A 26,245-nucleotide genomic window follows, 5' to 3' on the forward strand; every position below is an offset into this window, starting at 1 on the left:
AAGGGGGCGGCCCTGCGGCCTATGATGGCTGCAGGACCGCCCCCTTTTTTCATCACCCTCCGCTCCATGGCACAAGTCATCCTCTCTCCGGTTCCCGCGGGCAGCGCCCTGCAGGACCGCCTCAAGACCGCCTATTTCCACGACAGCTACCAGCTGCAATTGCCGGACGACGGCAGCAGCCCCATGGCGCTGTACCTGCGCTGCGTGGGCCGCACGCCGGGCTGGATCGACTTTCTGATGCGCCTGCGCAACCGCGTGGTGGCGCCCTTCGGCATCAAGGACCTGGGCACGCTCAGCGGCGTCGATGCGCAGCGCCAGCCATCGAGCTACCGCGTGGGCGACCGTGCCGGCATCTTCCGTGTCCATGCCCTGAGCGACAGCGAAGTGGTCCTGGGCGACAGCGACCGGCACCTGGACGTGCAGGTCTCCCTCATGCGGCTGCCCGGCCCCGAGGGCGCGACGTCCGCCACCTTCACCGCCGCCATGTCCACCGTGGTCCATGTGCACAATGCCCTGGGCCGCATCTACATGCTGGGCGTGGCGCCGGCCCACCGCGTCATCGCCCCGGCCGTGGTGGCCAAGCTGGCCGGCTGACCTGGCCTGAAGGCATCACGTCAGCAAAACGGAAGCCTTCAGGGCCTGCGTCCGACGCGGGCAGACGCGAAGAGTCACGATACTTGCGGCCTTTGCCCGGCGGACATACCCCGAGCAGGGAACGCGGCCCGCCCCACAAGGGCAAGGCCGCCACCATTGCGAATCGGTTCCCGGGCACACCATTGATCACAAGAGAGAGAGGGTCTATGCCAGACATGAACACCGATCCCCGCACGGCGCCACCGGCAGCTCCGCCACCGGATGCGCCGCAGGCGGCCACGCCATCGCCTGCAGAGCCTGCACCGCGCATCACGTTCTCGGGCCCCGTCGTCATTCCTTCCCTGCTGGTGCTGGGCCTGCTGCTGCTGTACTGCGGCTTCATGCCCGACAGCGCCGACCGGCTGTTCTCCAGCGCCCAGGCCTGGGTGGTGGGGCACATGGACTGGTTCTATGCCGTCTCGGTCACGCTGTTCCTGGTCTTTCTGATCTTCGTCGCGTCCAGCCGCTTCGGCGACATCCGCCTGGGTCCCGATGATGCGGAGCCCGAGTTCAGCTTCATCTCCTGGACCGCCATGCTGTTCGCCGCCGGCATGGGCATCGGCCTGATGTACTTCGGCGTGGGCGAGCCGCTGCAGCACTTCCTCAAGCCGCCCACGGCCGTGCCTTCCACGCCGGCCGCCGCACGCGAGGCGCTGCAGTCCACCTTCTTCCACTGGGGCTTCCATGCCTGGGCCGTCTACGGGACCATGGGCCTGGTGCTGGCCTACTTCGGCTTTCGCTACAACCTGCCGCTGACCATGCGCTCGGGCCTGTACCCGCTGCTGGGCAAGCGCATCAACGGCCCCATCGGCCACAGCGTGGATGCCTTCGCGCTGGTGGGCACCATCGCGGGTATCGCCACCACGCTGGGCTACGGCGCGCTGCAGCTGGCCGCCGGCCTGCACACCCTCACGGGCTGGGACACCTCTGCGGCGGCTTTCCGCATCGCGGTCATCGTCATCGTGGTCTGCCTGGCCGGGCTGTCGGCCGTCTCGGGCCTGGACAAAGGGGTGCGGCGCCTGAGCGAGTTCAACCTCATGCTGGCCTTCATCCTGCTGGCCTTCGTCATCGTCGCCGGGCCCACGGTCTTCCTGTTCGAGGCGCTGAGCGAGAACATCGGCAACTACGTGTCTGGCCTGGTGCAGCTGTCGTTCCGCACCTTTGCCTACGAGCCGCCCAGCCAGGAAGGCTGGTTCGGCGGCTGGACCATCCTCTACTGGGCCTGGTGGATCTCCTGGTCGCCCTTCGTGGGCATGTTCATCGCACGCATCTCCCGCGGGCGCACCATCCGCCAGTTCGTGACCGGCGTGCTGCTGGTGCCCACGGCCTTCAACCTGCTGTGGATGACGGCCTTCGGCAACAGCGCCATCTGGATAGACACCCACGTGGCCATGGGCGCGTTGGGGCAGACGGCCTCGAACGTGGATGCGCTGCTGTTCCGCTTCTTCGAGTACCTGCCCTGGTTCAAGCCCGTGGCCTGGCTCACCATCGTGCTCATCGCGGTGTTCTTCGTCACCTCGGCGGACTCCGGGGCCTTCGTGGTGGACAACATCGCCTCGCGCGGCCATGCGCGTTCGCCGGTCTGGCAGCGGCTGTTCTGGGCTGCCGTGCTGGGTGCGACGGCCATGGTGCTGATGCTGGCCGGCGGCCTCAAGGCGCTGCAGGCCATGACCCTGGTGGCGGCCCTGCCGGTGGCCGTCATCATGCTGGCGCTGTGCTACGGGCTGTGGCGCGGCCTGCTGGCCGACCGCGCGCACTTCTCGCCCGACCTGGCTCCGGCCACCAGCTTCTGGAGCGGCCAGCACTGGCGCAAGCGCCTGGAGCAGATCGTGCACCAGCCCTCGCGCGCCGATGTGCGCAGGTTCCTGGCCGGCGTGGTGCTGCCCGCCATGAACGAGGTGGCAGCCGAAATGCACAAGCGCGGCGTCGAGGCGGTGGTCACCGAGGACCTGGACGGCGAGGGCGCCGTGCGCCTGACCGTGCCCGATCCCTCGCTGCGCGACTTCGTCTACGGCGTGCGCGCCACGCGCCGCACGGTGCCCACCTTCCTGGTGAGCGAGGCGGCCAGCGAGCAGGAGCGCCGCCATGTCTACGAGCCCATCACGTTCTTCGAGGACGGCCGCCTGGGTCACGACATCCAGTACCTGCGCAGCGAGGAAGTCATCGCCGACATCCTGCGCCACTACGAGCGCTACCTGTCGCTGAGCGCCGACCAGCGCACGCATCTGCTGAACCGGGCGCCGGGCCACAGCTGAGCCGTGCCTGGCAGCGCCGCCGTCGCGGCACCCCGGGCCTTTGGGTAAACACCGGGGTGCCAGCCGGCGGCCGCCTGCGGATACTGGGCGCTGCCATGCAGCTCGAATACTCCACCCATTCGCAGGAGCCACGCCATCGTTTCGACTACTGGCACGAGGTGGTCTGCCGCCACTGCATCCCTGCCGACAGCCACCGCGCGCAGGGGGATGGTGCAGGTCCCGGCGGCTTCGGGGCCACGCTGTCCGTGCGGTCCCTGGGACTGCTGGAGATCAGTGCCATGTCGGCGCCCAGCCACCGCTGGGTGCGCAACGCAGCCCACCTGCGCCTGCATGCCCGCGACGAGCTGTGGCTGGGCTATCTGCTCCAGGGCCAGGCCGAGGTGCGCCAGGGCGGGCAAGTGGCCCGGCTGAGTGCGGGCAATCTGGTGCTTTATGACGCTGCGCAGCCTTTCGAATTCTCGGTGGCGCCCCGCGATATCCTGCTGATGCGCATTCCGCGCAGCGAATTGTTGAATCGCTTTGCCCGTGCACCCTTGCACGCGGGCCGGGCGCTGCATGGCCATGCCCCGGCCGTGGCGCCGCTGCGGGCCATGCTCGGCGAGGCCATGGCCATGCCGCATGCGCCGCACGGTGATGCCTTGGCGCAGCGCTTCGGCATGGCGCTGCTCGACGTGCTGGCCCTGGCGCTGGAGATGCAGGAAATGGCCGTGCAGCCCCGCGCGGAAAGGGACCTGCATGGCCGCATCCAGGCGTTCATCCAGGACAACCTGGGCTCGCCCGAGCTGTCGCTGCAATGGCTGGCGCAGCAGCACAACGTCTCGCCCCGTACCGTGACGCGGGCCTTTGCGCGGCACAACCAGACGCCCATGGGCCTGGTATGGCAGCTGCGGTTGCAGGCCAGCCGCCAGGCCCTGATGCAGGGGCGCTGCTCCAGCGTGACCGAGGCGGCCTTCGCGCATGGGTTCTCCGATGCGGCGCACTTCAGCCGAGCCTTTCGCAAGGCGTTCGGCTGCACGCCCCGCAGCCTGCTGGCCGCCTGAGCAAGGTCGCTGACCCTCCCGAACAAGCGTGGGTGCCGCCGGCTCCCTAGCATGGGGCTGCCGCGCGTCCCGTGCGGCTTTTCCAGTGCAACAACGGTGGCGCCCCGGAGCCGGGCGCCGGGAGACATGCCATGAACGACAGCGAACTGCACCATCTCGAACTGCTGGAGGTGGGGCGCGAGATCCAGTCCCGCCGCATTTCCTCGGAAGAGGTGACGCGCCACATGCTGGCGCGCATCGAGGCCGTGGACGCGCGGCTGCACAGCTACGTGACGGTGATGGCGCAGCAGGCGATGGAGGACGCCCGCCGCGCCGACGCCGAGATCGCGCAGGGCCGCCGCCGCGGTGCGCTGCACGGCGTGCCGCTGGCGCTCAAGGACCTGCTGTGGACCCGGGGCGTCCCCACCACGCATGGAATGACGCTGCACCGCGACCATCGCCCCACGGAAGATGCCACCGTGGTGCGCAGGCTGCGCGAGGCCGGCGCCGTCATCCTGGGCAAGCTGCAGCAGACCGAAGGCGCCTTCGCCGACCACCATCCCGAGATCACTGCCCCCGTCAACCCCTGGGGCGCCCAGCTATGGCCCGGGGCCTCGTCCAGCGGCTCGGGCGTGGCCACGGCGGCGGGGCTGTGCTTCGGATCGCTGGGCACGGACACCGGGGGCTCCATCCGCTTTCCATCGGCCGCCAACGGCATCACGGGGCTCAAGCCCACCTGGGGCAGGGTGAGCCGCCACGGCGCCTTCGAACTGGCCGCGTCCCTGGACCACATAGGCCCGATGGCGCGCAGTGCTGCCGATGCCGCAGCCATGCTCGCGGCCATCGCCGGGGCGGACCCGCTGGACCCTACGGCCAGCCAGTGCAGCGTGCCCGACTATCTGGCCATGATGACGCGCGGATTCTCCGGCCTGCGCCTGGGCATGGACCGGCAATGGGCACTGGACGGCGTGGATGCCCCCTCCCGCCAGGCGGTGGAGCAGGCCCTGGCGGTGGCGCAGCGCCTGGGGGCCAGCGTGCAGGAGGTCCGCTTTCCCGATGCCACCCAGGCGGTGGAGGACTGGCCGGCGCTGTGCGCGGTGGAGACCGCCGTGGCGCACGGCGCCACTTTCCCTGCACGGCGCGAGGTCTATGGCCCCGGGCTCGCCGGGCTGATCGACCTGGGGCTGGGCCTGTCCGCCACCGACTACCAGCGGCTGCTGCTGCGCCGCGCGGACTTCACGGGCCGGGTGCGTGCACTCTTCGCGCAGGTGGACCTGCTGCTGGTCCCCGCCACGGCCTTTGCGGCCCCCACGCTGCAGCGCATGGCGCATTTCGGCTCCGATGCCGAGCTGTTCTCGGGCATGCTGCGCTATACCTGCCCCTTCGACCTGACGGGCAGCCCCACGATCACGCTGCCCGGAGGACGCACTCCCGAGGGCGCGCCCGTGGCCTTCCAGTTCGTGGCCCCCGACTTCCGCGAAGACCTGCTGGTGCGCGCGGGCTGGGCGTTCCAGCAGGCAACGGACTGGCACAGACGGCACCCTGCTGCCTGAGCTGCCTGAGCTGCCTGAGCTGCCTGAGCTGCGCGGGGCGCCAGTCCGGTGGCGCGACACGGGCCTGTCACACAGCCTTCCTAGACTGGCGTGATGTCCTTGATCGAGATGGAAGGTGTCGCCAAGTCCTGGGGCGGCACCACGGCACTGCAGGCGCTGGATCTGCGCATTGAACCCGGATCCTTTTGCGTGCTGCTCGGTCCCTCGGGCTGCGGCAAGTCCACCACGCTGCGCATCATCGCGGGCCTGGAAAGCGCCACCTCGGGCCGCGTGCGCATCGATGGGCAGGACGTCACCCACCTGCCGCCCGCACGGCGCGGCATTGCCGTGGTGTTCCAGAACTACGCGCTGTTCCCGCACCTGACGGTGGCGCAGAACATCGGCTTCGGCCTGTCCGTGCGCAAGGTCCCGGCGGCCGAGGCGCGCCGGCGCATCGACGAGGCCGCCGCGCTGCTGGGCCTGGACGCGCTGCTGGCGCGCCGGCCCGGGCAATTGTCGGGCGGCCAGCAGCAGCGCGTGGCGCTGGGCCGTGCCCTGGTGGCCCGCGCCCGGGTCTGCCTGATGGACGAGCCCCTGTCCAACCTCGACGCCCAGCTGCGCCAGGAAATGCGCACCGAGCTGCGCGAGCTGCAGCGGCGGCTGGGCCTGACCGTGGTCTATGTCACGCACGACCAGGCCGAGGCCATGGGCATGGCCGACCAGGTGGTGCTGCTCAGCCAGGGGCGCGTGGAGCAGTGCGCCGCGCCCCAGGAGATCTACAGCCGGCCCGCCACCACCTTTGCGGCGCGCTTCATCGGCACGCCGGCCATGAACATCGCGCGCCTCGACGGCCTGCACATCGCGGGCAGCCATGCCAGCGCCGCGCCCGCCGGCCTGCAGCAGCCGGGCCAGGCGCGCTGGCTGGGCGTCAGGCCCGAGGACATGCGCCTGTCGCTCCATGGCGATGTCGGCAGCGGCCCCGTGGTGGCTGCCGACATCGAAAGCCTCGAATACCTGGGCGCCGACCTGGTGCTGCGCTGCCGCGTGGGCAGCGAGCAACTGATGGTGCGCACTGCTGGCAGCCAGCTCGGCGGCCTGCAGCCGGGCCAGCTCGTGGGCCTGCGCTGGGCGCGCGAGGCCACGCATTTCTTTGACGAAAAGGGGCGGCGCTGCACGGCCTGATGCCGAGGCACCGGCCCCCAATTCCTTCGCCAATCCACCGTTTCAGCCGTTCCGGCTTTCGCACCCGAAGCACCTTCCAGGAGAGTCCGCCATGCAACGCCATGCCTTCCTCAAAACCCTCGCAGCCGCTGCCGCCCTGGCCGCCACGGGCCTGCTGCACACCGCCAGCGCGCAGACGCCGCTGGAGGTGCCGTTCTACTTTCCCGTGGCCGTGGGTGGCCCCATCACCAAGGTGATCGACGGCTATGCGGCTGAGTTCAACAAGGCCCATCCGCAGTACCGGATCACGCCCGTCTATGCAGGCACCTACCAGGAGACCATCGTCAAGGCGCTGACGGCCCACAAGTCGGGCAAGCCGCCGGCCACCTCGGTGCTGCTGTCCACCGACATGTTCACGCTGATCGACGAGGACGCCATCGCCCCCATCGACGACTTCGTGAAGACCGATGCCGACCGGGCCTGGCTCAAGGGCTTCTACCCGGCCTTCATGGCCAACAGCCAGACGGGCGGCAAGACCTGGGGCGTGCCCTTCCAGCGTTCCACCGTGGTCATGTACTACAACAAGGAAGCCTTCAAGGAAGCCGGCCTGGACCCGAACAAGGCGCCGCAGAACTGGAAGGAGCTCAAGGAAGCCGCCCACAGGCTGACGAAGAAGGACGCCAGCGGCAAGGTCGTGCAGTACGGCATACAGATCCCGTCCACGGGCTTTGCCTACTGGATGCTGCAGACGCTGACCACGCCCAATGACGTGCTGCTGGCCAACGAGGCCGGCACCCAGGTCACGCTGGACAGCCCCAAGGTAGTGGAGGCGCTGGACTTCTGGGTGGGCCTGGTCAAGGAAGGCGTGCACCCTGCCGGCGTGGTGGAGTGGGGCACGACGCCCAAGGACTTCATGGAAAGGAAGACCGCCATCATCGTCACCACCACGGGCAACCTGACCAATATCCGCGCCAATGCCAAATTCGACTTCGGCGTGGGCCAGATCGCAGGCAACGTGCGCAAGGGCTCGCCCACGGGCGGCGGCAACTTCTACCTGTTCAAGAAGGCGCCCAGGGAGCAGCAGGAGGCGGCCTTCCAGTTCATGAAGTGGGTCACCCAGCCCCCGCTGGCCGCGCAGTGGAGCATGGACAGCGGCTACGTGGCCGTCTCGCCCGCCGCCTATGACACGCCCGCGCTCAAGAAGTACGGCCAGGACTTCCCGCAGGCCCTGGTGGCACGCGACCAGCTGCCGGTATCGGTGGCCGAGTTCTCCACGCATGAGAACCAGCGCGTGACCAAGGTGCTCAACGACGCCGTGCAGGCCGCCCTCAACGGCAGCAAGACCTCGGCCCAGGCCCTGCAGGATGCGCAAAGGGAGGCCGACCGCATCCTGCGCCGCTACAAGTGATGGCGCAGTGCCGCTGACCGCATGAGCTCCGCCTCCGCCTCCCTTGTCCGCGGCCGCCAGGCCGTCCATGCCTGGCTGATGCTTCTGCCGGCGCTGGTGCTGCTGGTGGCCTTCACGCACTGGCCGGCCGTGGCCACGCTGATCGACAGCCTGCATGCCACGCCGCGCGGCGGCCAGCCGGGGCCATGGGTGGGGCTGGAGAACTACGCCGTCATGGTGGACGACCCGGTGTTCTGGCAGGCCGTGCGCAACAACCTGTGGTTCGCGGCGGCCACGATTCCGCTGTCCATGGCGCTGGCGCTGGCCATGGCGCTGTGGGTCAACGAGAGGCTGGCCGGCCGCGCCTTCGTGCGCATGGCGTACTTCACGCCCACGGTGCTGCCCATGATTGCCGTGGCCAACATCTGGCTGTTCTTCTACACGCCGCAGTACGGGCTGCTGGAGCAGTTGCGCGGCGCACTGGGCCTTCCCGCGCACAACTGGCTGGGCGACCCGTCCACGGCGCTGGCCTGCGTGACCGTGGTGGCGGTGTGGAAGGAGGCGGGCTTTTTCATGATCTTCTACCTGGCCGCGCTGCAGACGCTCAACCCCAGCCTCAGGGAAGCTGCGGCCATCGAGGGCGCCTCGCGCTGGTACTTCCTGCGCCGCGTGCAGTGGCCGCTGCTGATGCCGACCACGCTGTTCGTGCTGGTCAACGCGGTGATCAATGCCTTCCGCCTGGTGGACCATCTCTTCATCCTCACACGCGGCGGGCCGGACAACGCCTCCACGCTGCTGCTCTACCACCTGTACGAAGTGGGCTTCAAGTTCTGGGACACGGGCTATGCGGCGGCCATCACCGTGGTGCTGGTCGTGGTGCTGGCGGCCGTGGCGCTGCTGCAGTTCTTCGTGCTCGACAAGAAGGTGCACTACCAATGAGCGCCGCACCCGTTGCCCCGCGCCATGCGCCGCCCGCGCTGTACGGTGCCACCTGGCTGGACACGCTGGCCGCCTGGCTGCTGGCCCTGCTGTGGATACTGCCGCTGGCCTATGCGTTCTGGACGGCCTTCCATCCGCCCGAATACTCGGCACGCTTCGACCTGGCCGCGCCCTGGACGCTGGAGAACTTTCGCCGTGCCTGGCAGGCCGCGCCCTTTGCGCGCTATTTCCTGAACACGGCCGTGCTGGTGGCCATGATCCTGGCGGCCCAGCTGGTGCTGGGCACGCTGGCGGCCTATGCCTTTGCACGCTACCGCTTTCGCGGCCAGGGCCTGGCCTTTGCGCTGGTGCTGGTGCAGCTGATGATCATGCCGGACATCCTGCTGGTGGCGAACTACCAGACCGTGTCGCGACTGGGCGCCGTCGATACGCTGCTGGGCATAGGCCTGCCGTACTTCGCATCGGCCTTTGCGATCTTTTTGCTGCGCCAGACCTTCCTGGGCATTCCCCGGGAACTGGACGAGGCCGCGCGGGTGGAGGGTGCCAGCACCCTGCAGATCCTGTGGCGCGTCTACGTGCCGCTGGCGCGGCCCGTGTACCTGGCGTTTGCGCTGGTGTCTGTGAGCTTTCACTGGAACAACTTCCTGTGGCCGCTGATCATCACCAACAGCGTGCAGGCGCGTCCGCTAACTGTGGGCCTGCAGGTGTTCTCCAGCGTGGAGTCTGGCGTGGAATGGGCCACCATCACGGCCGCCACGCTGATGAGTTCGGGCCCGCTGCTGGTGGCCTTCGTGCTGTTCCAGCGCCAGTTCGTGCAGAGCTTCATGCGTGCGGGGATCAAGTGACGGCGGTGCTAAAGTCACTCTTCCCTGCTTTCAATGCCGAGGTTCACCATGTCCGGACCCGCTAGCGCCGGCCTGTTCATCTACGCCAAGCAGCCTGACAGGCTGGCGCTGTTCTACATGGAGGTGCTGGCCATGCGCATGCTGCACCACACGAGCGAGCTCATGGTGCTGCAGTCGCCGGACCTGCAACTGGTGCTGCACGCCATTCCCGAGGCGATTGCGCGGCACATCACCATCACCGAGCCACCCCAGCCGCGCGAGAACGTGGCCATCAAGTTCTTTGCCACCGTGAAAAGCTTTGCGGCCGTGCGCCCCCTGGTCATCGCGCATGGCGGCCAGCTGTGGGAGCAGTCCTGGCTGGGCCCGGGCTTTCGCGTCTGCAACGCCATGGACCCCGAAGGCAACCTGTTCCAGCTGCGCGAGCCGCTGTCCGCATGATGCAGATCCTCACCTGGAACACCCAATGGTGCCTGGGCCTGGACGGCCGCATGGACCCGGAGCGCATCGTGGCGCATGCACTGTCCATGGCCGATATCGACGTGCTGTGCCTGCAGGAAATCGCCGTCCACTATCCGGGCCTGCAGGGCGCGCCCGGCGACCAGGTGGAGCAGGTGCGCGCGGCCCTTCCCGAAGGCTGGAAGGTCTTCTTCGGCGCGGCCGTGGACGAATTCACGGCCGTGGGCCGGCAGCGCTTCGGCAACCTGGTGGCCACGCGCCTGCCTGCTCTGCAGGTGGCCCATCACCGCCTGCCGTATCCGCACGATGGCGGCGTGCGCAGCATGCCGCGCTGCTGCACGGCAGTGACCGTGATGGATGCCGCACTGGGCCCCGTGCGCGTGATGAGCACCCACCTCGAATATTTCTCGCGCCGCCAGCGCATGGCCCAGGCGCTGGCGCTGCGTTCCCTGCAGATCGAGGCCCTGGGCCAGGCCGAGGCGCCGCCCCAGCCAGCCAGCGACGGCTCGCCCCAGCAGACCAAGCCGCACACGCCGCATGCCGTGCTCTGCGGCGACTTCAACTTCGAGCCGCACGAGGATGAATACGCCGGCCTGTCCGCCCCCTGGGCGGCCGGCGAGCAGGGCGCCCTGAGCGCAGGCCAATGGCACAACAGCTGGAGCGTGCTGCACCCGGACCAGCCCCAGCCGCCCACCTTCCGGTTGTTCGACCGCCAGTGGGGCCCCGAGCCCGGCGCCTGCGACTTCGCCTGGGTCAGCGACAGCCTGCGCGGCCATGTGCGCGGCTGGGCCGTGGACAGCGACACAAGGCTCTCCGACCACCAGCCCGTGCTGCTGCAGCTGGATTGATCCAGGTCACGGACCGCCGCCAAGCCGGCCTTGGCCTACAGACAGTGCCGCAGGCCTGCTCCAAGGTCATGGGGACTGTTTTGAAGGAGCATCCATGAGCCCCAATCCGCTGTCCACGATTCTTCACCGCACCTGGTGGGTGCTGCTGCTGCGCGGCCTGGTCGCCATCGCCTTCGGCGTGCTGACCTGGGCGCAGCCGGCGGTATCGCTGGCGGCGCTGGTGCTGACCTTCGGCGCCTTCACCTTCGTCGATGGCCTGCTGGGCGTGTATTCGGCCATCCAGGGGCGCGACCAGATGCGCCATTGGTGGGTGCTGCTGCTGTGGGGTCTGGCCGGCGTGGTGGTGGGCGTGCTCACCGTGGTCGCGCCCGGCGTCACGGCCCTGGTGATGACGCTGTACATCGGCGCCTGGGCCCTGGTCACGGGCCTGCTGCAGATCGTGGCGGCCGTGCGGCTGCGCAAGGAGATCACGGGCGAGTGGCTGCTGATCCTGGGCGGCGTGCTGTCTGTGCTGTTCGGCGCCTTCGTGCTGGCCCAGCCGGGCGCGGGCATGATGGCCATGCTCTGGGTGCTGGCCACGTATGCGGTGGTCTTCGGCGTGCTCATGGTGCTGCTGTCCTTCAAGCTCAAGAAGGGCATACGCCATTCTTCCTGAGCCGCTGGCTCAAAGGCGGACAATGCCGGCTCCATGATCGAATCCCGGCGACCTTCCCCCTTCATGCGTCTTCCCCGCGCGGCCCTGGCGGCCGCGCTGCTGTTCGCGGCGGCCGGTGCCGCCCAGGCGCTGCCCAGCTTTTCCGAAGTCCGCGAAGGCCACCGCTCCTCCGAGACCGAACTGCTCTCGCGCGAGGGCGAGGTGCTGCAGCGCCAGCGCACAGACGCCAGCGTGCGCCGTGGCGACTGGGTGGCCCTGGCCGACATCTCTCCCGCGCTGCGCACGGCCCTGGTGCTCAGCGAGGACAAGCGCTTCTACGAGCACAGCGGCGTGGACTGGGCGGCCGTGTCCGCCGCCGCCTGGGGCAACCTCTGGAACCAGCGCACGCGCGGCGCCAGCACCATCACCATGCAGTTGGCGGGCCTGCTGGACGGCGACTGGCGCCAGGGCCCGGGCGGGCGCAGCGTGGTGCAGAAACTGGGCCAGACCGTGTCGGCCCAGGTGCTGGACCGGCGCTGGCGCAAGGACCAGATCCTGGAGGCCTACCTGAACCTGGTGCCCTTCCGTGGCGAGATCGTGGGCATCGATGCGCTGTCGCGCACCCTGTTCGGCAAGGCCGCGCACGGGCTGGACGCGCGCGAGGCCGCCATTGCCGCCGCCCTGGTGCGTGCCCCCAACGCCTCGCCCGAGCGCGTGGGCCGGCGCGCCTGCGGCGTGCTGCAGTCGCTGGCGCCCGAGGATGCGGCGGCGCGCGACTGCACGGCCATGGAATTGCTCACCGCCAGTGTGCTGCTGCGCCGGCAATGGGCGGCCAGCGAAGGCCAGGCCCCGCACCTGGCGCGCCGCCTGCTGGCCGAGACGCAGTCCAAAGGCCAGGCCCGCGTGCGATCCACGCTGAGCGCGCCCGTGCAGCGCTTTGCCGTGCAAAGCCTGCAGCAGCAACTGCGTGAGCTGCAGGGCCGCAACGTGGAGGACGGCGCCATCGTCGTGCTGGACAACGCCACGGGCGAGGTGCTGGCCTGGGTGGGCTCGTCTGGCGAATTGAGCCAGGCGGCCGAGGTGGATGGCGTCACGGCCATGCGCCAGCCCGGCTCCACGCTCAAGCCCTTTCTCTACGCCCAGGCCATTGCCGAGCGGCGGCTGACGGCGGCCTCGCTGATCGAGGATTCATCGGCCCACATTCCCACGCAGAACGGGCTCTACATCCCTCAGAACTACGACCGGCGCTTCAAGGGCTGGGTCTCGGCGCGCACGGCGCTGGCGTCGTCGCTCAACGTGCCGGCCGTGCGCACCCTGGTCATGGTCACGCCCGATGCCTTCTTCTCGCAACTGCAGCGCCTGGGCCTGCCGCTGCGCGAAAGCGGCGGCTACCACGGCTTCAGCCTGGCGCTGGGCAGTGCCGAGGTGCCGCTGCTGCAGCTCACCAACGCCTACCGCGCCCTGGCCAACGGCGGGCAGCTGACGCCCGTGCGCTGGGCGGCGCAGCCCACGGGTGCCGGGACCGCAGCGCAAAAGCCGGCTGCGCCCGTGCAGGCCATCGACGCACGCGCGGCCTTCATCGTGGGCGACATCCTGTCCGATCCCATGGCGCGCGCGCCCACCTTCGGCACGGACAGCGTGTTGGCCACGCGCTTCTGGTCGGCCGTCAAGACCGGCACCAGCAAGGACATGCGCGACAACTGGGCCGTGGGCTGGTCGCAGCGCTACACCGTGGGCGTGTGGGTGGGCAATGCGCGCGGCGAGGCCATGCACTCGGTCAGCGGCACCAGCGGCGCGGCACCTGTCTGGGCCGCCGTGATGGGCTTCCTGCATGCCCGCACGCCCAGCCGCGCGCCCAAGGCGCCGGCGGGCGTGCTGCAGCAGGCCGTGCGCTTCGGCCCCGATGCGTCGGGCCTGCCGCTGGAGAGCGCGCGCAGCGAGTGGTTCGTGGCGGGCACGCAGCAGAGCCTGTTCGCCATGGCGGGCAGCGGCCTGCCTGCCGCATCCGCATCGACACGCGGGACTTCGGCCGCCTCGCCCGTGCGCATTGCGCGCCCGGCCAACGGCACCATCCTCGCGCTGGACCCCGACATTCCGCCAGACCGCCAGCGCGTGCAGCTGTCGGCCCGCCCCGCAGGCACGGCCGCCACGCAGGAATGGCAGGACGCCAGCCTGCGCTGGCGCATGGTCAGCGTCGCCCCGCCCGGCGCGGCCGAGCCGCCGCCCAAGGAGATCGGCCGGGGTGCTGCCGCCGCCTGGATGCCCTGGCCCGGCCGCCACCGGCTGGAACTGGTCGATGCCAAGGGGCAGGTGCTGGACAGCGTGCAGGTGGAGGTGCGCGGCGCCGGCGTGGTGGCTTCGCGCGCGGGCGGGCGCTGAAGGCCGCAGTGCGGCATCAGTGAGGCATCAGTGCGGCCCCAGGGCAGCATCAGGGCAGCATCAGGGCCGAGCCCGCACGAAGCGCTGCTCGGTCACGGTCTCGCCCCATTGCTGGCCCGGCCATTCCTCGGCCAGGGTGAAGCCTGACGATTCGTAGAGCCGGCGTGCCGCATCCAGGCCGCTGAACGTCCACAGCTGGGTGGCCTCGAAGGCCTGCTGGTCGCAGAACGCCAGGGCCTGCTGCAGCAGCTGGCGCCCCGTGCCGGCGCCGCGCAGGCCGTCGTCCAGGATGAACCAGCGCAGGTGCGCCTGGCGGTCCTCGGGGTGCTTGGCCAGGTCCTCGCCATCGATGGCCACGGAGCCCACGACGCGGTCGCCGTCCAGCGCCGTCCACAGCTGGTTGCAGGGTTTGTCCAGCCGGCTAGCGAACTCGGCCAGGCCGCTGGCCACGCGGCTTTCGAAGAAGACGCCGAAACCTGCGTGGCGTGCATAGAAGCGCGCATGCATTTCCACGATGCGGCCGATGCAGCCGGGCCGGTATCCGGGCAGGACCTGTATCTGCGCGGGTGCGGGCAGGGGCTCCTCCTGCCGATGCGCCTGCAGTGCCTGAGCGTAGAGGGCCAGCCCGCGCGAGACCGCCTGTTGCTGCGGCGGCTGCATGCGGTCCAGCGCGGCCGTCACCTGCTGGCGCCCGAAGGCCTCGATGGCGGCCAGCGTGCGCCGGCCCTTGGCGGTGAGGGCCAGCCGCTTGACGCGGCCGTCCTCGCCATCGGCGGTTTCCTTCAGCTCGCCGGCCTCCACCAGCTTGCGCACCATGCGGCTGACGCTGGATTTCTCCAGCCCCAGCGCCTGGGCCAGTTGCGAGGCCGCCATGGACCCCTGCGCGCCGATCTCCAGGATGGCGTGCACGGCCGAGGGCGGATAGTCCGTGGCCGCCAGCGTGGCCTGCATGAAGCCCAGCTCGCGCACCATCTGGCGCGAGGCGGCGCGGATGTCGTCCACCAGGGAAAGATCGTGCTGCGGCATGGGTGCTCCTTGGGGCCGTGCAGGGTTTGAATATGGTTGCATGGTACAACCATAAATGCCGCTGCGCATCTGTTGATGCAGCGATGCATACCCCAGGCGCAAAAAAGCCGCCCGGCGCATGCGGGCGGCTGAGGCCTGGCGCAGATGCGCAAGGCTCAATTGACCATCAGGCGGAACGGCCAGACATAGGCCTGCAGCGTCACGAAGATGCCCATCAGGCAGGCCAGGGCGACGGAGTGGAAGAACACGTAGCGCAGGATGTCGCCCTCGTGGTTGAACCAGCGCGTGGCCGTGGAGGCGACGACGATGGACTGCGCATCGATCATCTTGCCCATCACGCCGCCCGAGCTGTTGGCCGCGCCCATGAGGTTGGGCGACAGGCCGAGCTGCTCGGCCGCCACCTTCTGCATGCCGCCGAACAGCACGTTCGATGCCGTGTCCGAACCCGTGAGCGCCACGCCCAGCCAGCCCATCAGCGTGCCGAAGAAGGGGTAGAACACGCCCGTGTTGGCGAAGGCCAGGCCCAGCGTGGTGTCGGTGCCCGAGTAGCGCGTCAGCGTGCCCAGCGCCAGCATCAGCACGATGGTGATGAGCGAATAACGCACCAGCCAGAGGGTGCGCACGAACTGGCTGACCAGTTGCACGGGGTTGTACTTCATGACCAGGCCGCCCACGATGGCCGACAGCAGGATGCCCGTGCCCGTGGCCGACAGCAGGTTCAGCGTGTAGATGGCGCCTTCCTTGGTGGGCTGGCGCACCACGGGCGGCACCTTCTCGACCATGTTGTGCAGGCCTTCCATGGGAAAGGCCGGTGCGAACAGGCCATTGAGCGCTGCCTTGACCGAGGGCAGGCCCCAGATGAAGACGAAGACCGTGAGGATGGCCCAGGGCGTCCAGGCGCGGATCACGTCGGCGCGCGGGTGCTGGGTCACGGCGCGGGGCGCCTGGGCCTCGCCGCCGCTGCTCTCATGGCCCTTGAGCGAGGTCGAGCGCCAGATGGTCCTGGGCTGCCATATGCGCAGGAAGCCGACCGTGCAGACCATGGAGACGATGGCCGCGATGATGTCCACCAGCTCGGGTCCGATGAAGTTGGACACCAGGTACTGCGGAATGGCGAAGGACACGCCGGTCACCAAAATGATGGGCCAGATCTCCATCATGGCCTTGCGCCCGGCAAAGGCCCAGATCAGCCAGAACGGCACCAGCACCGAGAAGAACGGCAGCTGGCGGCCGACCATGGCCGTGACCTCCATCAGGTCGTAGCCATGGACCTTGGCCAGCGTGATCACCGGCGTGCCCAGCGCGCCGAAGGCCACGGGCGCGGTATTGGCGATCAGCGACAGGCCCGAGGCGGCCAGCGGCGAAAAGCCCAGGCCGATGAGGATGGCCGCCGTCACGGCCACGGGCGTGCCGAAGCCGGCCGCGCCCTCGAAGAAGGCGCCGAAGGCGAAGGCGATCAGCAGCAGCTGGATGCGCCTGTCCTCGGTGATGCCGGCAATGGAGTCCTGCAGGATCTTGAAGCTGCCGTTCTTCTCGGTCAGCTGGTGCAGGAAGATGATGTTCAGAACGATCCAGCCGATGGGCAGCAGCCCCGTGAAGCCGCCGAACAGCGCCGCGCGCCCGGCCATGCCGGCCGGCATGTTGTAGACGAAGACCGCGATCACCAGCGCGGCAACCAGCCCGGCGCCGGCCGCCAGATGGGCCTTCATGTGCAAAAAGCCCAGTCCCACCAGCATGACCACGACCGGAATGGCCGCAAGCAGTGTGGACAGCCACATGTTGGAAAGAGGGTCGTAGACCTGTTGCCAAACCATAGGAGCTTCTCCTGAAGAGTTTTTAGGATGTTGTGCGGGGCGGATCGTTACTCCCATGGCGGTTTGGCGCACTAGCGTTAGCCCTGGGTTGGGCTGCGAGAGAGAAAATTTCAATCGGCGCACAAATCACTTCAAACCCGAACGGGTGGCCGGAGCCCGCGCACGGCACTACCATGCTCGGCAGTCCCGCGGCATGCGGGTTCCAGAAAGCCAGAAAACGTGTCCACCGACCTTTCCAAAATCACCTGCATCGAAGATCTGCGCGTCGTGGCCCAGCGCCGCGTGCCGCGCATGTTCTATGACTACGCCGATTCGGGTTCCTACACCCAGGGCACCTACCGCGCCAACGAGGACGACTTCCACCGGATCAAGCTGCGCCAGCGCGTGGCCGTGAACATGGAGGGGCGCAGCACGCGCACCACCATGATCGGCGAGCAGGTCGCCATGCCCGTGGCCATCGCGCCCACGGGCCTGACCGGCATGCAGCATGCCGACGGCGAGATCCTGGGCGCGCGCGCGGCCAAGGCCTTCGGCATTCCGTTCACGCTGTCCACCATGAGCATCTGCTCCATCGAGGACATTGCCGAGCACACGGGCCGCCATCCGTTCTGGTTCCAGCTCTATGTGATGCGCGACCGCCGGTTCATGGAGCGCCTGATCGAGCGTGCCCGCGCGGCCAACTGCTCGGCCCTGGTGCTGACGCTGGACCTGCAGATCCTGGGCCAGCGCCACAAGGACATCAAGAACGGCCTGTCCACGCCACCGAAGCCCACGCTGCGCAACCTGGCCAACCTGGCGACCAAGCCGCACTGGTGCCTGGGCATGCTGGGCACCAAGCGCCGCACCTTCGGCAACATCGTCGGACATGTGGATGGCGTGGCCGACATGAGTTCGCTGTCGTCGTGGACCGCCAGCCAGTTCGATCCCAGCCTGAACTGGGGCGACGTGGAGCGCATCAAGAAGCTCTGGGGCGGCAAGCTCATCCTCAAGGGCATCATGGACGCCGAGGACGCGCGCCTGGCGGCCGACAGCGGCGCCGACGCGCTCGTCGTCAGCAACCACGGCGGGCGCCAGCTCGATGGCGCACCCTCGTCCATCGAGGCGCTGCCGGGCATTGCCGAGGCGGCGGGCAAGGACATCGAGGTCTGGATGGACGGCGGCATCCGCAGCGGGCAGGACGTGCTCAAGGCGCGTGCCCTGGGCGCCCAGGGCACCATGATCGGCCGCAGCTTCCTCTACGGCCTGGGTGCCTACGGCGAGCATGGCGTGACGCGCGCCCTGCAGATCATCCAGAAGGAGCTGGAGACCACCATGGCCTTCTGCGGCCACACGCAGATCGATACCGTGGACCGCAGCATCCTGCTGCCCGGAACCTATCCGGGCGCCGTGCGCTGAACCGGCAAAAGCTGCACGAGAAAAGGACCGCCTCGGCGGTCCTTTTCTCCTTTCAGGCTGCGCCTCAGGCTTGGGCAGGTACGCGCCGGTTTTCCGGCTGCGCCGCCACCAGCCGGCCCGCCGCATGCAGCACGGCCAGGATGGAGGCGGTCACGATGTTGGCATGGCGCCCCGCACCGAAGCGCGTGCCCGCCACGCCGGGCAGGGCGGCCTCGACGATGGCCAGCGCCGTGGCGCCGGCGCCCTGGCCCAGGCTGCGCTCCTCGTAGTGGTCTATGCGCAGCGCCACGCCCAGGTGCTGGCCGATGGCAGCGGCCACGGCGTCGATGGGACCGCTGCCCTCGCCATGCAGCTGCATTCGAAGCCCGTCCGTCCGCACCACTTCCAACGCAATGCCCTGGCCCTTGGCGCTGTCGAACAGATGGTGGCTGTGGTAGCGCCAGGGAAGCTGCCGGGGTGCGAGGTAGGTGGACTCGAACAGCTCCCACAGGTCTTCACTGGCCAGCTCGGCCTCGCTGGCGTCGGCCTGGCGCTGCACCACGGCGCTGAATTCCACCTGCATGCGCCGGGGCATGGTCACGCCATGGTCGCGCTGCAGCAGGAAGGCGATGCCGCCCTTGCCCGACTGGCTGTTGACGCGCACGATGCTGTCGTAGGTGCGGCCCAGGTCCTGCGGGTCGATGGGCAGGTAGGGGACGCGCCAGGGCGCATCGGGCCGTTGCGCCGCAAAGCCCTTGGCGATGGCGTCCTGGTGCGAGCCCGAGAACGCCGTGAACACCAGGTCGCCCACATAGGGGTGGCGCGGGTGGATGGGCAGGGCCGTGCATTCCTCCGCAATGCGCGCCACGGCGGCGATGTCCGAGAAGTCCAGTCCCGGCGCGATGCCCTGCGTGTACAGGTTGAGCGCCAGCGTCACCACATCGAGGTTGCCGCTGCGCTCGCCATTGCCGAACAGGCAGCCTTCCACGCGCTGGGCGCCGGCCAGCAGCGCCTGCTCGGCGCAGGCCACGCCCGTGCCCCGGTCGTTGTGCGGGTGCACGGACAGCACGATGTGCTCGCGCCGCTCCAGGCGGCGGTGCATCCACTCGATCTGGTCGGCGAAGACATTGGCCGTGCTCACCTCCACCGTGGTCGGCAGGTTGATGATCATGGGCCGCGCGGGGCCTGCATCCCAGGCGCGGATGGCCGCGTTGCACACGGCCAGCGATACCTCCAGCTCGGCCATGCAGAACGTCTCGGGCGAGTACTGCAGAACCCATTCGGTCTCGGGGTGGGCATCGGTGAGTTCGCGCAGCAGGGCGATGTGCCGCTCCACCATGGCGATGATCTCGGGCACCTGCATGCCGAAGACGATCTCGCGCCAGGCCGGTGCCACGGCGTTGTAGAAGTGCACGATGGCGCGCCGCGCGCCGGCCACGCTGACCACCGTGGCGCGGATCAGGTCCTCGCGCAGCTGGGTGATGACCATGGGCGTCACGTCGGCGGGGATCAGCCCTTCGTCGATCAGGTGGCGCACGATGGCGTAGTCGGTCTGCGAGGCAGAGGGAAAGCCCACCTCGATCTCCTTGAAGCCTATGCGCACCAGCTCGTGGAACAGGCGCAGCTTGCGCTCGCGGTTCATGGGCTCGAACAGGGCCTGGTTGCCGTCGCGCAGGTCGGTGGACAGCCACACGGGCGCCTGGCTCAGCTGGCGCGAAGGCCATTGGCGGTCGGGCAGGTCGACGGCGGGGAAGGGAAGGTATCTGGACGCGGGATTCTTCAGCATGCGGGCCTCGCAGGAAACGCTGGGTATGCAGCCACCGGATCGGCCGGCAGCCCCGCTCTCCTGGCTTCCCGGTGTGGGGAAGCTGCGCCAGGCCGGGATCAGGGAGAGTCGGTGCGAAATGCGGCGCCTGCGCAGGCGCCCGGACCCCGGCCATGGGCCAGGGATGGTAGGGAGGGCGAGGGCAGGCGGTGCATGGTGCGATGGCGGTGAATCACAGGGAACGGTTGCCAGTTTGCGGGCAGGGCGTTTGTCTGTCTTTATAGAATTTCTCATTTTCTCCATGGATCTGGACAAACATGCGCACTGCCGCCGACCTTCCCGCCGTGCCCTGTGGCCATGCCGGCCTGCCTGAGCTGCAGGCTGCCGCGCCCTTGCCCGTCACGGGCGTGGCCGGCGACTACCCGGCCGGGATGGAAGTGCAGGAGCACTCCCACGAATGCTGCCAACTGCTCTATGCCGTTCAGGGCGTGCTGGAGGTGCGTGCGCGCAGCGGGCGCTGGGTGGTGCCACCCACGCGCGGCGTCTGGCTGTGCTCGGGCGTGCCGCACAGCCTGCGCATGCGTGGTGCCGTGCAGGTGCGCAGCCTGTTCGTGGATGCCCAGGCGGCGCAGGGGCTGCCGGTGGCGGACTGCGTGATCGAGGTCTCGCCGCTGTTGCGCGAGCTGATCAGCGAGGTCGCGCGCTGGCCGGCGGCGCCGCAGCGCGGACAGGATGAAACGAGAAACCGGCTGGTCGTCGAACTGCTGCTGCAGGAATTGCGCCAGCCGCCTGTCGTGCCATTTCACCTGCCCTGGCCGCAGGATGCGCGCATGGCGGCTGTCTGCCGCGCGCTGGCCGAAGAAGGCCAGGCCGTGGGCCAGGGCGGTGAACGGGCTGAAAACCTGGCCGCCACGGCCGCCGACTGGGCCGCACGGCTGGCCATGGGCGAGAAGACCTTCCACCGCCATTTCCTGCAGGCCACCGGCCTGAGTTTCGGCCGCTGGCGGCAGCGCGCGCGGCTGCTGTCGTCCATGCAGGCCCTGCTGGCCGGCCGGCCCATCGTGCAGGTGGCGCTGGAGGCCGGCTATGAAAGCCACAGCGCCTATTCGCTGGCCTTCAGGCGCCAGTTCGGCATGCCGCCCTCGGCCTTCGGGGCAGGGGGCGGGCAGCCGTAGCGGCACCGGTGGCGGCGGATCAGGAAGCCTTCCAGATGATGTAGTCGGCCTGGTACTGCACCACCTGCTTTTGGCCCAGCGTGGAGCTGTTGCAGGCCATGGCCGGCGCCACGCCGCCGCGCGTGGCCACGCGCTGGATATAGGTCACGCCCTGCATGGCGCCCATGCCGGTGGCAGGTTCGGCCTTGACCAGTTGCAGGGGGATGTTGCCTGCGCTGGACGGAGCCACCGCGACCTGGGTGGCCGTGACCTTGGAGCCGTCCTGGTGCGCCCAGGTGGCGGGCGGGCCGAAGTAGCGGCCGATGACGCGGCCCTGGCGGTCCGTCAGGCGGGCATCGGGGCCGACGAAGGCCCACTCCTGCTCCATCGCCTGGTCCTTCTTGGCGCGGCACTCGTAGGTGATCTGGCCGATGCCGACGGTTTCCATGGCGACCTTGTGGCCTGCGGGCACCTGCACGGCGGCCGGCAGGCCGGACTGGGAATAGCTCTTGCTCATGTCCATGGAGGAGCAGGCGCCAAGCGTCAGTGCAGCCATGGTGGCCAGGCCGAGGGGGAGGATGTAGCTCATGAGGTTCTCCAGGTCGAGGGGTTGAGGGATGTCGCCTTGGACCGCTGTCCGGGGCGCGACACACGGAATACGCAGCATGGGTGAGGTTGGATTCACCTGGGTGCAAAAAAAATTTATCCGCATCCGGTTCGCAATGTGCTGCGTATTGCCCAGTGAGAGCCGGCGCAGGCCGGCAGACCGGTACCAGACCCCCTGCAGGCCACCGATATGACCCCTGCAGCCGATTGAAGGACACGACAAGCCCCCCGGGGCGGCGACGCAACAGTGCGGGCCACGGGGCCGCCCGCTCGCCCACAATGCGTGCATGGGCACCACACCAACCGACCAAGAGCTGATGGACCTTCTGGACCGCATCGCAGCGCAGGACGAGCCCGCGCTCCGCAGCCTGTACGAGGCCACCTCGTCCCGGCTGTACGGGCTTGCGCTGCGCATCCTGCGGCACAAGGACTGGGCCGAAGACGTGCTGCAGGACAGCTACCTGCACATCTGGCGCAGCGCCTCGGGCTACCGGGGCTCGCTGAGCCCGCCGCTGGCCTGGATGGGCCTGGTGGTGCGCAGCAGGGCGCTGGACTTCCTGCGCCGGCGCCGCGCCGAACGCCTGCACCTGAACGAGGAGTTCGATGAGGCGCAACTGGCGGCCCATGGCGGCGGTAGCGATGAAAGCCAGGGCCCGCTGCAACTGGCCGAGGCCAGCGAGCAGGCGGTGGCGCTGTACCAGTGCCTGGAGCGGCTGGAAGGCCGCCAGCGCGAGGTGGTCAGCCTGGCCTACCTGCGTGACCTCAGCCACGGCGAACTGGCCGGCCAGCTGCAGTTGCCGCTGGGCACGGTCAAAACCTGGATCCGGCGCGGCCTGGAGCAGTTGCGCCGCTGCCTCTCGCGCCATGCGTGATGCAGATGACATGCTCTGAGCGGCCCAAGGATTTGCCATGAATATTTCCCGACACCCCGAACTGCTGGACCGGCTGGCCGCCGCATACGCCCTGGGCACGCTGCGCGGTGCGGCACGCCGCCGCTTCGAGCAACTGGCCCGTGACCAGGCCCCGGTGCGCGCCGCCGCCCTGCTGTGGCAGGGCCGCTGGTCGGCCCTGTCCGAAATGCAGGCTCCCGTGCGCCCCGACGATGCGGTCTGGGTCCGCATCGACAACCTGCTGCAGGCCGAAAAAGCCCGCGCCGCCCAGCCGCACCGGCGGCGCGCCGTTGATGGGCAAGGCCTGGACGAACGCGCGAAATCCGGCGTGGGCCGTGCCCTGGCCTGGTGGCGCGGCGCGGCCCTGCTGGGCGCCTGCGCCACCGTGGCGGCCGTGGCCGTGGGGCTGTGGTCGCACCAGGACCTGCGCCAAAGCGGTGAGCGCCAGCTGGCCGTGCTGCGCAACCAGCTGCAGGCCGCCCAGGTCGCGCTGCAGGCAACGCCCCAGATCCAGTACGTGGCCGTGCTGGCCGACGACAAGGCCGATGCCTCCATGCTCGTGACCTTCGACCCCGGCAAGAACAGCCTGGTGCTGCAGCGCGTGGGCGACTTCCACGAGGCCGCAGACAAATCGCTGCAGCTGTGGGCCCTGCCGCCCCAGGGCGGCCCGCAATCGCTGGGCGTGCTGGGACGCGACAAGCTCGTGAAGCTGACGGCAGCGGCCGCCGAAGTCCAGGGCGTGCCTGCCTTGGCCATCAGCCTGGAGCCCAAGGGCGGCGTGCCCAGCCAGACCGGGCCCACGGGACCGGTGCTGTTCAAGGGCGCGCTGATCCGGCGCGACCTGTAGCGCGCCGCGCAGGCCCGCTCGCCATTGGCGACGGCCGTGCTGCTGCACAACGCAGCCTGCTTGCCCTGGCCAGAGCAGGGCGCGCGTGCAGCGTTGGCTGGCCGGCCTCTGTTTCGCTGCCGGGCGCGGCAGCCTTCTCCAAGTGCGTGCGCCTGGTGCCCGACCGGCGGCTATGCTGGCCGGCACTCAGTCGCCCGCGCCATGCCGGCGGTGCCTTCCCTTTTTTGCCGACATGCTTTCTTCCCTCCAAGACCTGACCTGGCTGTGGGTGCCCGTGGTGCTGTTCGCCGCAGCCGCCCAGACTGTGCGCAATACGGCCCAGCGCTCGCTGACCTCCGAACTCGGCACCCTGCCGGCCACCCTGGTGCGCTTTCTCTACGGCCTGCCGTTTGCCGGCATCTACCTGCTGGCGCTGTACCTGGGAGGGGACGGGGCCTGGGCGCTGCCCCGGTTCTCCTGGGCCTACCTGGGCTGGATCGCGCTGGGCGCCTTCTTCCAGGTAGCGGCCACGGCGGCCTTGCTGCTGGCCATGAAGGAGCGCAACTTCGCCGTGGCCGTCACCCTGTCCAAGACCGAGGTGCTGCAGGTCGCCCTGTTCGCAGGCCTCTTCCTGCACGAGCTGCCCACGGCCGTGGCCCTGCTGGCCATGGCGCTGGCCACCTTGGGCGTGCTCATCCTGTCGCTGCCGCCGCGCGGCCAGATGCTGTCGCTGTCGGCCTGGGCCAGCCGCTCGGCGCTCTACGGCCTGGCCTGCGGTGCCTGCTTTGCCATCGCCACCGTGGGCTACCGGGGCGGCGCCGTGGAACTGGCGCGCCTGGGCGAGATATCTCCCTGGCTGTCGGGCGCCTGGGGCGTGCTGATTGCCCAGCTCATGCAGACCCTGGGCCTGGGCGCTTGGATTGCGCGCACCCACGCGCAGGGCCTGCGCCCCATCTTCCGCGCCTGGCGCGTGTCGCTGCTGGCCGGCGGCATGGGCGCGGCCGCCTCGCTGGCCTGGTTCACCGCCTACGCCCTGCAAGGCGCCGCGCCCGTGCGCACGCTGGGCATGGTCGAGGTGGTGTTCAGCTACATCGTCTCGCGCCGCGTGCTCAGCGAAAGCCTGAGCCGCCAGGAGAAGATCGGCATGGCTCTGATGGTGCTGGGACTGGTCCTCATCTGCCTGCAGGGATGAATGGTCCAGGGCCTGTGGGAACAAGCCCTGCAGGCTGTATGAATGCACAGTTGCCGCAATAATGGCGGCGTGCCTGAAACGACACCCACGACACCCGCAAGCCCTGCCGATGCTGCGCCTGCGCGCCGCATCGCCCACCTGGACATGGACGCCTTCTATGCCTCGGTGGAGCTGCTGCGCTATCCGCAGCTCAAGGGACTGCCCGTGGTCATCGGCGGCGGGCGCCGCGCGCATGACGAGGCGCTGGATGCGCGCTACGCCGGGCGGCTGCACGAGATTCCGGTGGACGAGTTCTCGCGCCTCAAGGACTACGTCGGCCGGGGCGTGATCACCACGGCCACCTACCCGGCGCGCCAGTTCGGCGTGGGGTCGGCCATGGGCATGATGAAGGCCGCGCGCCTGTGCCCCCAGGCCATCATGCTGCCCGTGGACTTTGCCGAGGTGCGGCGCTTCTCGCGCATGTTCAAGGAGATCATCGTCTCCATCGCCCCGCTGATGGAGGACCGCGGCGTGGACGAGGTCTACATCGACTTCACCGACGTGCCTGGCGGCCAGCGCGAAGGCGGGCGCGTGCTGGCTCGGCTGATCCAGAAAACCATCACCGACGCCACGGGCCTGACCTGCTCCATCGGCGTGGCCCCCAACAAGCTGCTGGCCAAGATGGCCAGCGAATTCAACAAGCCCAACGGCATCTCCATCGTCCAGCCCGAGGACCTGCAGACCGTCATCTGGCCGCTGGCCTGCCGCAAGATCAATGGCATAGGCCCCAAGGCCGACGCCAAGCTGCAGGCGCTGGGCATACGGACCATCGGCGAGCTGGCCGCGCAAAGCCTGCCCCAGCTCGTGCAATGGTTTGGCCGCGCCTACGGCAACTGGCTGCATGGTGCCTCCTGGGGCCGTGACGACCGGCCCGTGGTCACGCACAGCGAGCCCGTCTCCATGAGCCGCGAGACCACCTTCGAGCGCGACCTGCACGCCGTGCGCGACCGGGCCGAACTGAGCGCCATCTTCACCGACCTGTGCGAACGCCTGGCCCAGGACCTGCAGCGCAAGGGCTACATGGGCCGCACCGTGGGCATCAAGCTGCGCTACGACGACTTCAAGACCGCCACGCGCGACCACACGCTGGAGCTGCCCATGGCCGATGCCGCCACCCTGCGCCGCGCCGCAGGCCAATGCCTCAAGCGCGTGCCCCTGGCCAAGCGGCTGCGCCTGCTGGGCGTGCGCGTGGGCAACCTCGTTCGCACGGCCGACTGGAACGCCACCGCCCACGACCCGCTGGCGCGCGAGCAACTGCTCAGGGGACCGGCCCAGCCCGCGCCGGACAGCGATCCCTTTACACCTCAACTGTTCTGAATCATCACCACAAATCTGGCGCACACGCTGTAAAACCATGCACCAGTTCCGAGCATGGGACTGAGGTTGCCGTGCTGTGAGATGATTTGGAAATGTGAATTTGTGTTTCCGTTTGATGGATTCCGGTGGCTTCAGAGCGCTTCGCCTTGCCATT

The 26,245-nt window shown here is 69.1% G+C and carries 22 protein-coding genes; 18 read left to right on the forward strand and 4 right to left on the reverse strand.

The window, feature by feature from the left end; translation table 11 throughout:
* Positions 1-66 precede the first annotated feature (66 nt).
* From HFGMBDPB_RS03845 to pbpC, 12 genes are all read left to right on the forward strand, one after another.
* The gene (locus HFGMBDPB_RS03845) at positions 67-594 is read left to right on the forward strand and encodes a DUF2867 domain-containing protein (RefSeq protein ID WP_212644955.1); all 528 of its coding nucleotides are present in this window, start codon (positions 67-69) and stop codon (positions 592-594) included.
* Positions 595-800: 206 nt separating this feature from the next.
* Entirely contained in the window at positions 801-2,888 is a 2,088-nt protein-coding gene (locus tag HFGMBDPB_RS03850) for a BCCT family transporter (protein WP_047473084.1), read from the forward strand.
* A 95-nt stretch (positions 2,889-2,983) separates the two neighbouring features.
* Positions 2,984-3,928 (forward strand): helix-turn-helix domain-containing protein, encoded by a 945-nt coding sequence (locus HFGMBDPB_RS03855; RefSeq protein ID WP_212644956.1) that lies wholly within the window; start codon positions 2,984-2,986, stop codon positions 3,926-3,928.
* A gap of 131 nt (positions 3,929-4,059) precedes the next feature.
* Positions 4,060-5,460, forward strand: a complete 1,401-nt coding sequence (locus HFGMBDPB_RS03860) for an amidase (RefSeq protein WP_212644957.1) — start codon at positions 4,060-4,062, stop codon at positions 5,458-5,460.
* A gap of 93 nt (positions 5,461-5,553) precedes the next feature.
* The gene (locus HFGMBDPB_RS03865) at positions 5,554-6,621 is read left to right on the forward strand and encodes an ABC transporter ATP-binding protein (RefSeq protein ID WP_212644958.1); all 1,068 of its coding nucleotides are present in this window, start codon (positions 5,554-5,556) and stop codon (positions 6,619-6,621) included.
* A gap of 91 nt (positions 6,622-6,712) precedes the next feature.
* Positions 6,713-8,008 carry an ABC transporter substrate-binding protein gene (locus HFGMBDPB_RS03870; RefSeq protein ID WP_212644959.1) on the forward strand — a complete coding sequence of 432 codons (1,296 nt, stop codon included), beginning with the start codon at positions 6,713-6,715 and terminating at the stop codon, positions 8,006-8,008.
* 21 nt (positions 8,009-8,029) lie between these two features.
* A complete protein-coding gene (locus tag HFGMBDPB_RS03875; RefSeq protein WP_212644960.1) occupies positions 8,030-8,926 on the forward strand; it encodes a carbohydrate ABC transporter permease in 897 nt (298 codons plus the stop codon).
* A complete protein-coding gene (locus tag HFGMBDPB_RS03880; RefSeq protein ID WP_209799583.1) occupies positions 8,923-9,771 on the forward strand; it encodes a carbohydrate ABC transporter permease in 849 nt (282 codons plus the stop codon). The genes HFGMBDPB_RS03875 and HFGMBDPB_RS03880 overlap by 4 nt, the downstream gene beginning before the upstream one ends.
* A 48-nt stretch (positions 9,772-9,819) precedes the next feature.
* Positions 9,820-10,209, forward strand: a complete 390-nt coding sequence (locus HFGMBDPB_RS03885; protein ID WP_016447842.1) for a VOC family protein — start codon at positions 9,820-9,822, stop codon at positions 10,207-10,209.
* Positions 10,206-11,075, forward strand: a complete 870-nt coding sequence (locus HFGMBDPB_RS03890) for an endonuclease/exonuclease/phosphatase family protein (protein WP_212644961.1) — start codon at positions 10,206-10,208, stop codon at positions 11,073-11,075. The genes HFGMBDPB_RS03885 and HFGMBDPB_RS03890 overlap by 4 nt, the downstream gene beginning before the upstream one ends.
* A 94-nt stretch (positions 11,076-11,169) precedes the next feature.
* On the forward strand, positions 11,170-11,730 hold the full coding sequence (locus HFGMBDPB_RS03895; protein ID WP_012207099.1) for an HdeD family acid-resistance protein: 561 nt from the start codon (positions 11,170-11,172) through the stop codon (positions 11,728-11,730).
* A 33-nt stretch (positions 11,731-11,763) separates the two neighbouring features.
* Entirely contained in the window at positions 11,764-14,088 is a 2,325-nt protein-coding gene (gene pbpC / locus HFGMBDPB_RS03900) for a penicillin-binding protein 1C (RefSeq protein ID WP_212644962.1), read from the forward strand.
* 60 nt (positions 14,089-14,148) lie between these two features.
* On the opposite strand, the gene HFGMBDPB_RS03905 is transcribed toward pbpC, so the two are convergent.
* Together HFGMBDPB_RS03905 and HFGMBDPB_RS03910 are read right to left on the reverse strand one after the other, a co-directional pair.
* Entirely contained in the window at positions 14,149-15,114 is a 966-nt protein-coding gene (locus HFGMBDPB_RS03905) for a bifunctional helix-turn-helix transcriptional regulator/GNAT family N-acetyltransferase (RefSeq protein WP_016447839.1), read from the reverse strand.
* A 155-nt stretch (positions 15,115-15,269) separates the two neighbouring features.
* Positions 15,270-16,928, reverse strand: coding sequence for an L-lactate permease (locus tag HFGMBDPB_RS03910; protein WP_016447838.1), 1,659 nt, complete (start codon positions 16,926-16,928; stop codon positions 15,270-15,272).
* A gap of 219 nt (positions 16,929-17,147) precedes the next feature.
* Between HFGMBDPB_RS03910 and HFGMBDPB_RS03915 the strand changes: the two genes are divergently transcribed.
* Entirely contained in the window at positions 17,148-18,323 is a 1,176-nt protein-coding gene (locus HFGMBDPB_RS03915) for an alpha-hydroxy acid oxidase (RefSeq protein WP_016447837.1), read from the forward strand.
* A 64-nt stretch (positions 18,324-18,387) separates the two neighbouring features.
* On the opposite strand, the gene HFGMBDPB_RS03920 is transcribed toward HFGMBDPB_RS03915, so the two are convergent.
* Positions 18,388-20,088 (reverse strand): 2-isopropylmalate synthase, encoded by a 1,701-nt coding sequence (locus HFGMBDPB_RS03920; RefSeq protein WP_061287403.1) that lies wholly within the window; start codon positions 20,086-20,088, stop codon positions 18,388-18,390.
* A gap of 296 nt (positions 20,089-20,384) precedes the next feature.
* Here HFGMBDPB_RS03920 and HFGMBDPB_RS03925 point away from each other — a divergent pair, with 296 nt between their 5' ends.
* Complete coding sequence (locus HFGMBDPB_RS03925) at positions 20,385-21,242, forward strand: AraC family transcriptional regulator (RefSeq protein ID WP_016451140.1); 858 nt, start codon at positions 20,385-20,387, stop codon at positions 21,240-21,242.
* A 19-nt stretch (positions 21,243-21,261) separates the two neighbouring features.
* Here the strand turns inward: HFGMBDPB_RS03925 and HFGMBDPB_RS03930 are convergent, their stop codons facing one another.
* Positions 21,262-21,810 carry a DUF3455 domain-containing protein gene (locus tag HFGMBDPB_RS03930; RefSeq protein WP_016447834.1) on the reverse strand — a complete coding sequence of 183 codons (549 nt, stop codon included), beginning with the start codon at positions 21,808-21,810 and terminating at the stop codon, positions 21,262-21,264.
* 304 nt (positions 21,811-22,114) lie between these two features.
* On the opposite strand from HFGMBDPB_RS03930, the gene HFGMBDPB_RS03935 reads away from it, so the two are divergent.
* From HFGMBDPB_RS03935 to HFGMBDPB_RS03950, 4 genes are all read left to right on the forward strand, one after another.
* Positions 22,115-22,699: an RNA polymerase sigma factor gene (locus HFGMBDPB_RS03935; RefSeq protein WP_016447833.1), complete on the forward strand. Its 585-nt coding sequence runs from the start codon at positions 22,115-22,117 to the stop codon at positions 22,697-22,699.
* Between the two features lie 37 nt (positions 22,700-22,736).
* On the forward strand, positions 22,737-23,564 hold the full coding sequence (locus tag HFGMBDPB_RS03940; protein ID WP_016451141.1) for an anti-sigma factor: 828 nt from the start codon (positions 22,737-22,739) through the stop codon (positions 23,562-23,564).
* A 232-nt stretch (positions 23,565-23,796) separates the two neighbouring features.
* The gene (locus tag HFGMBDPB_RS03945; RefSeq protein ID WP_017404187.1) at positions 23,797-24,735 is read left to right on the forward strand and encodes a DMT family transporter; all 939 of its coding nucleotides are present in this window, start codon (positions 23,797-23,799) and stop codon (positions 24,733-24,735) included.
* A gap of 42 nt (positions 24,736-24,777) precedes the next feature.
* Positions 24,778-26,091, forward strand: a complete 1,314-nt coding sequence (locus tag HFGMBDPB_RS03950; RefSeq protein WP_016447830.1) for a Y-family DNA polymerase — start codon at positions 24,778-24,780, stop codon at positions 26,089-26,091.
* The last annotated feature ends 154 nt before the right edge of the window (positions 26,092-26,245 follow it).

It is taken from the genome of Delftia sp. PE138, assembly GCF_018320755.1.
GTDB lineage: Bacteria > Pseudomonadota > Gammaproteobacteria > Burkholderiales > Burkholderiaceae_C > Comamonas > Comamonas tsuruhatensis.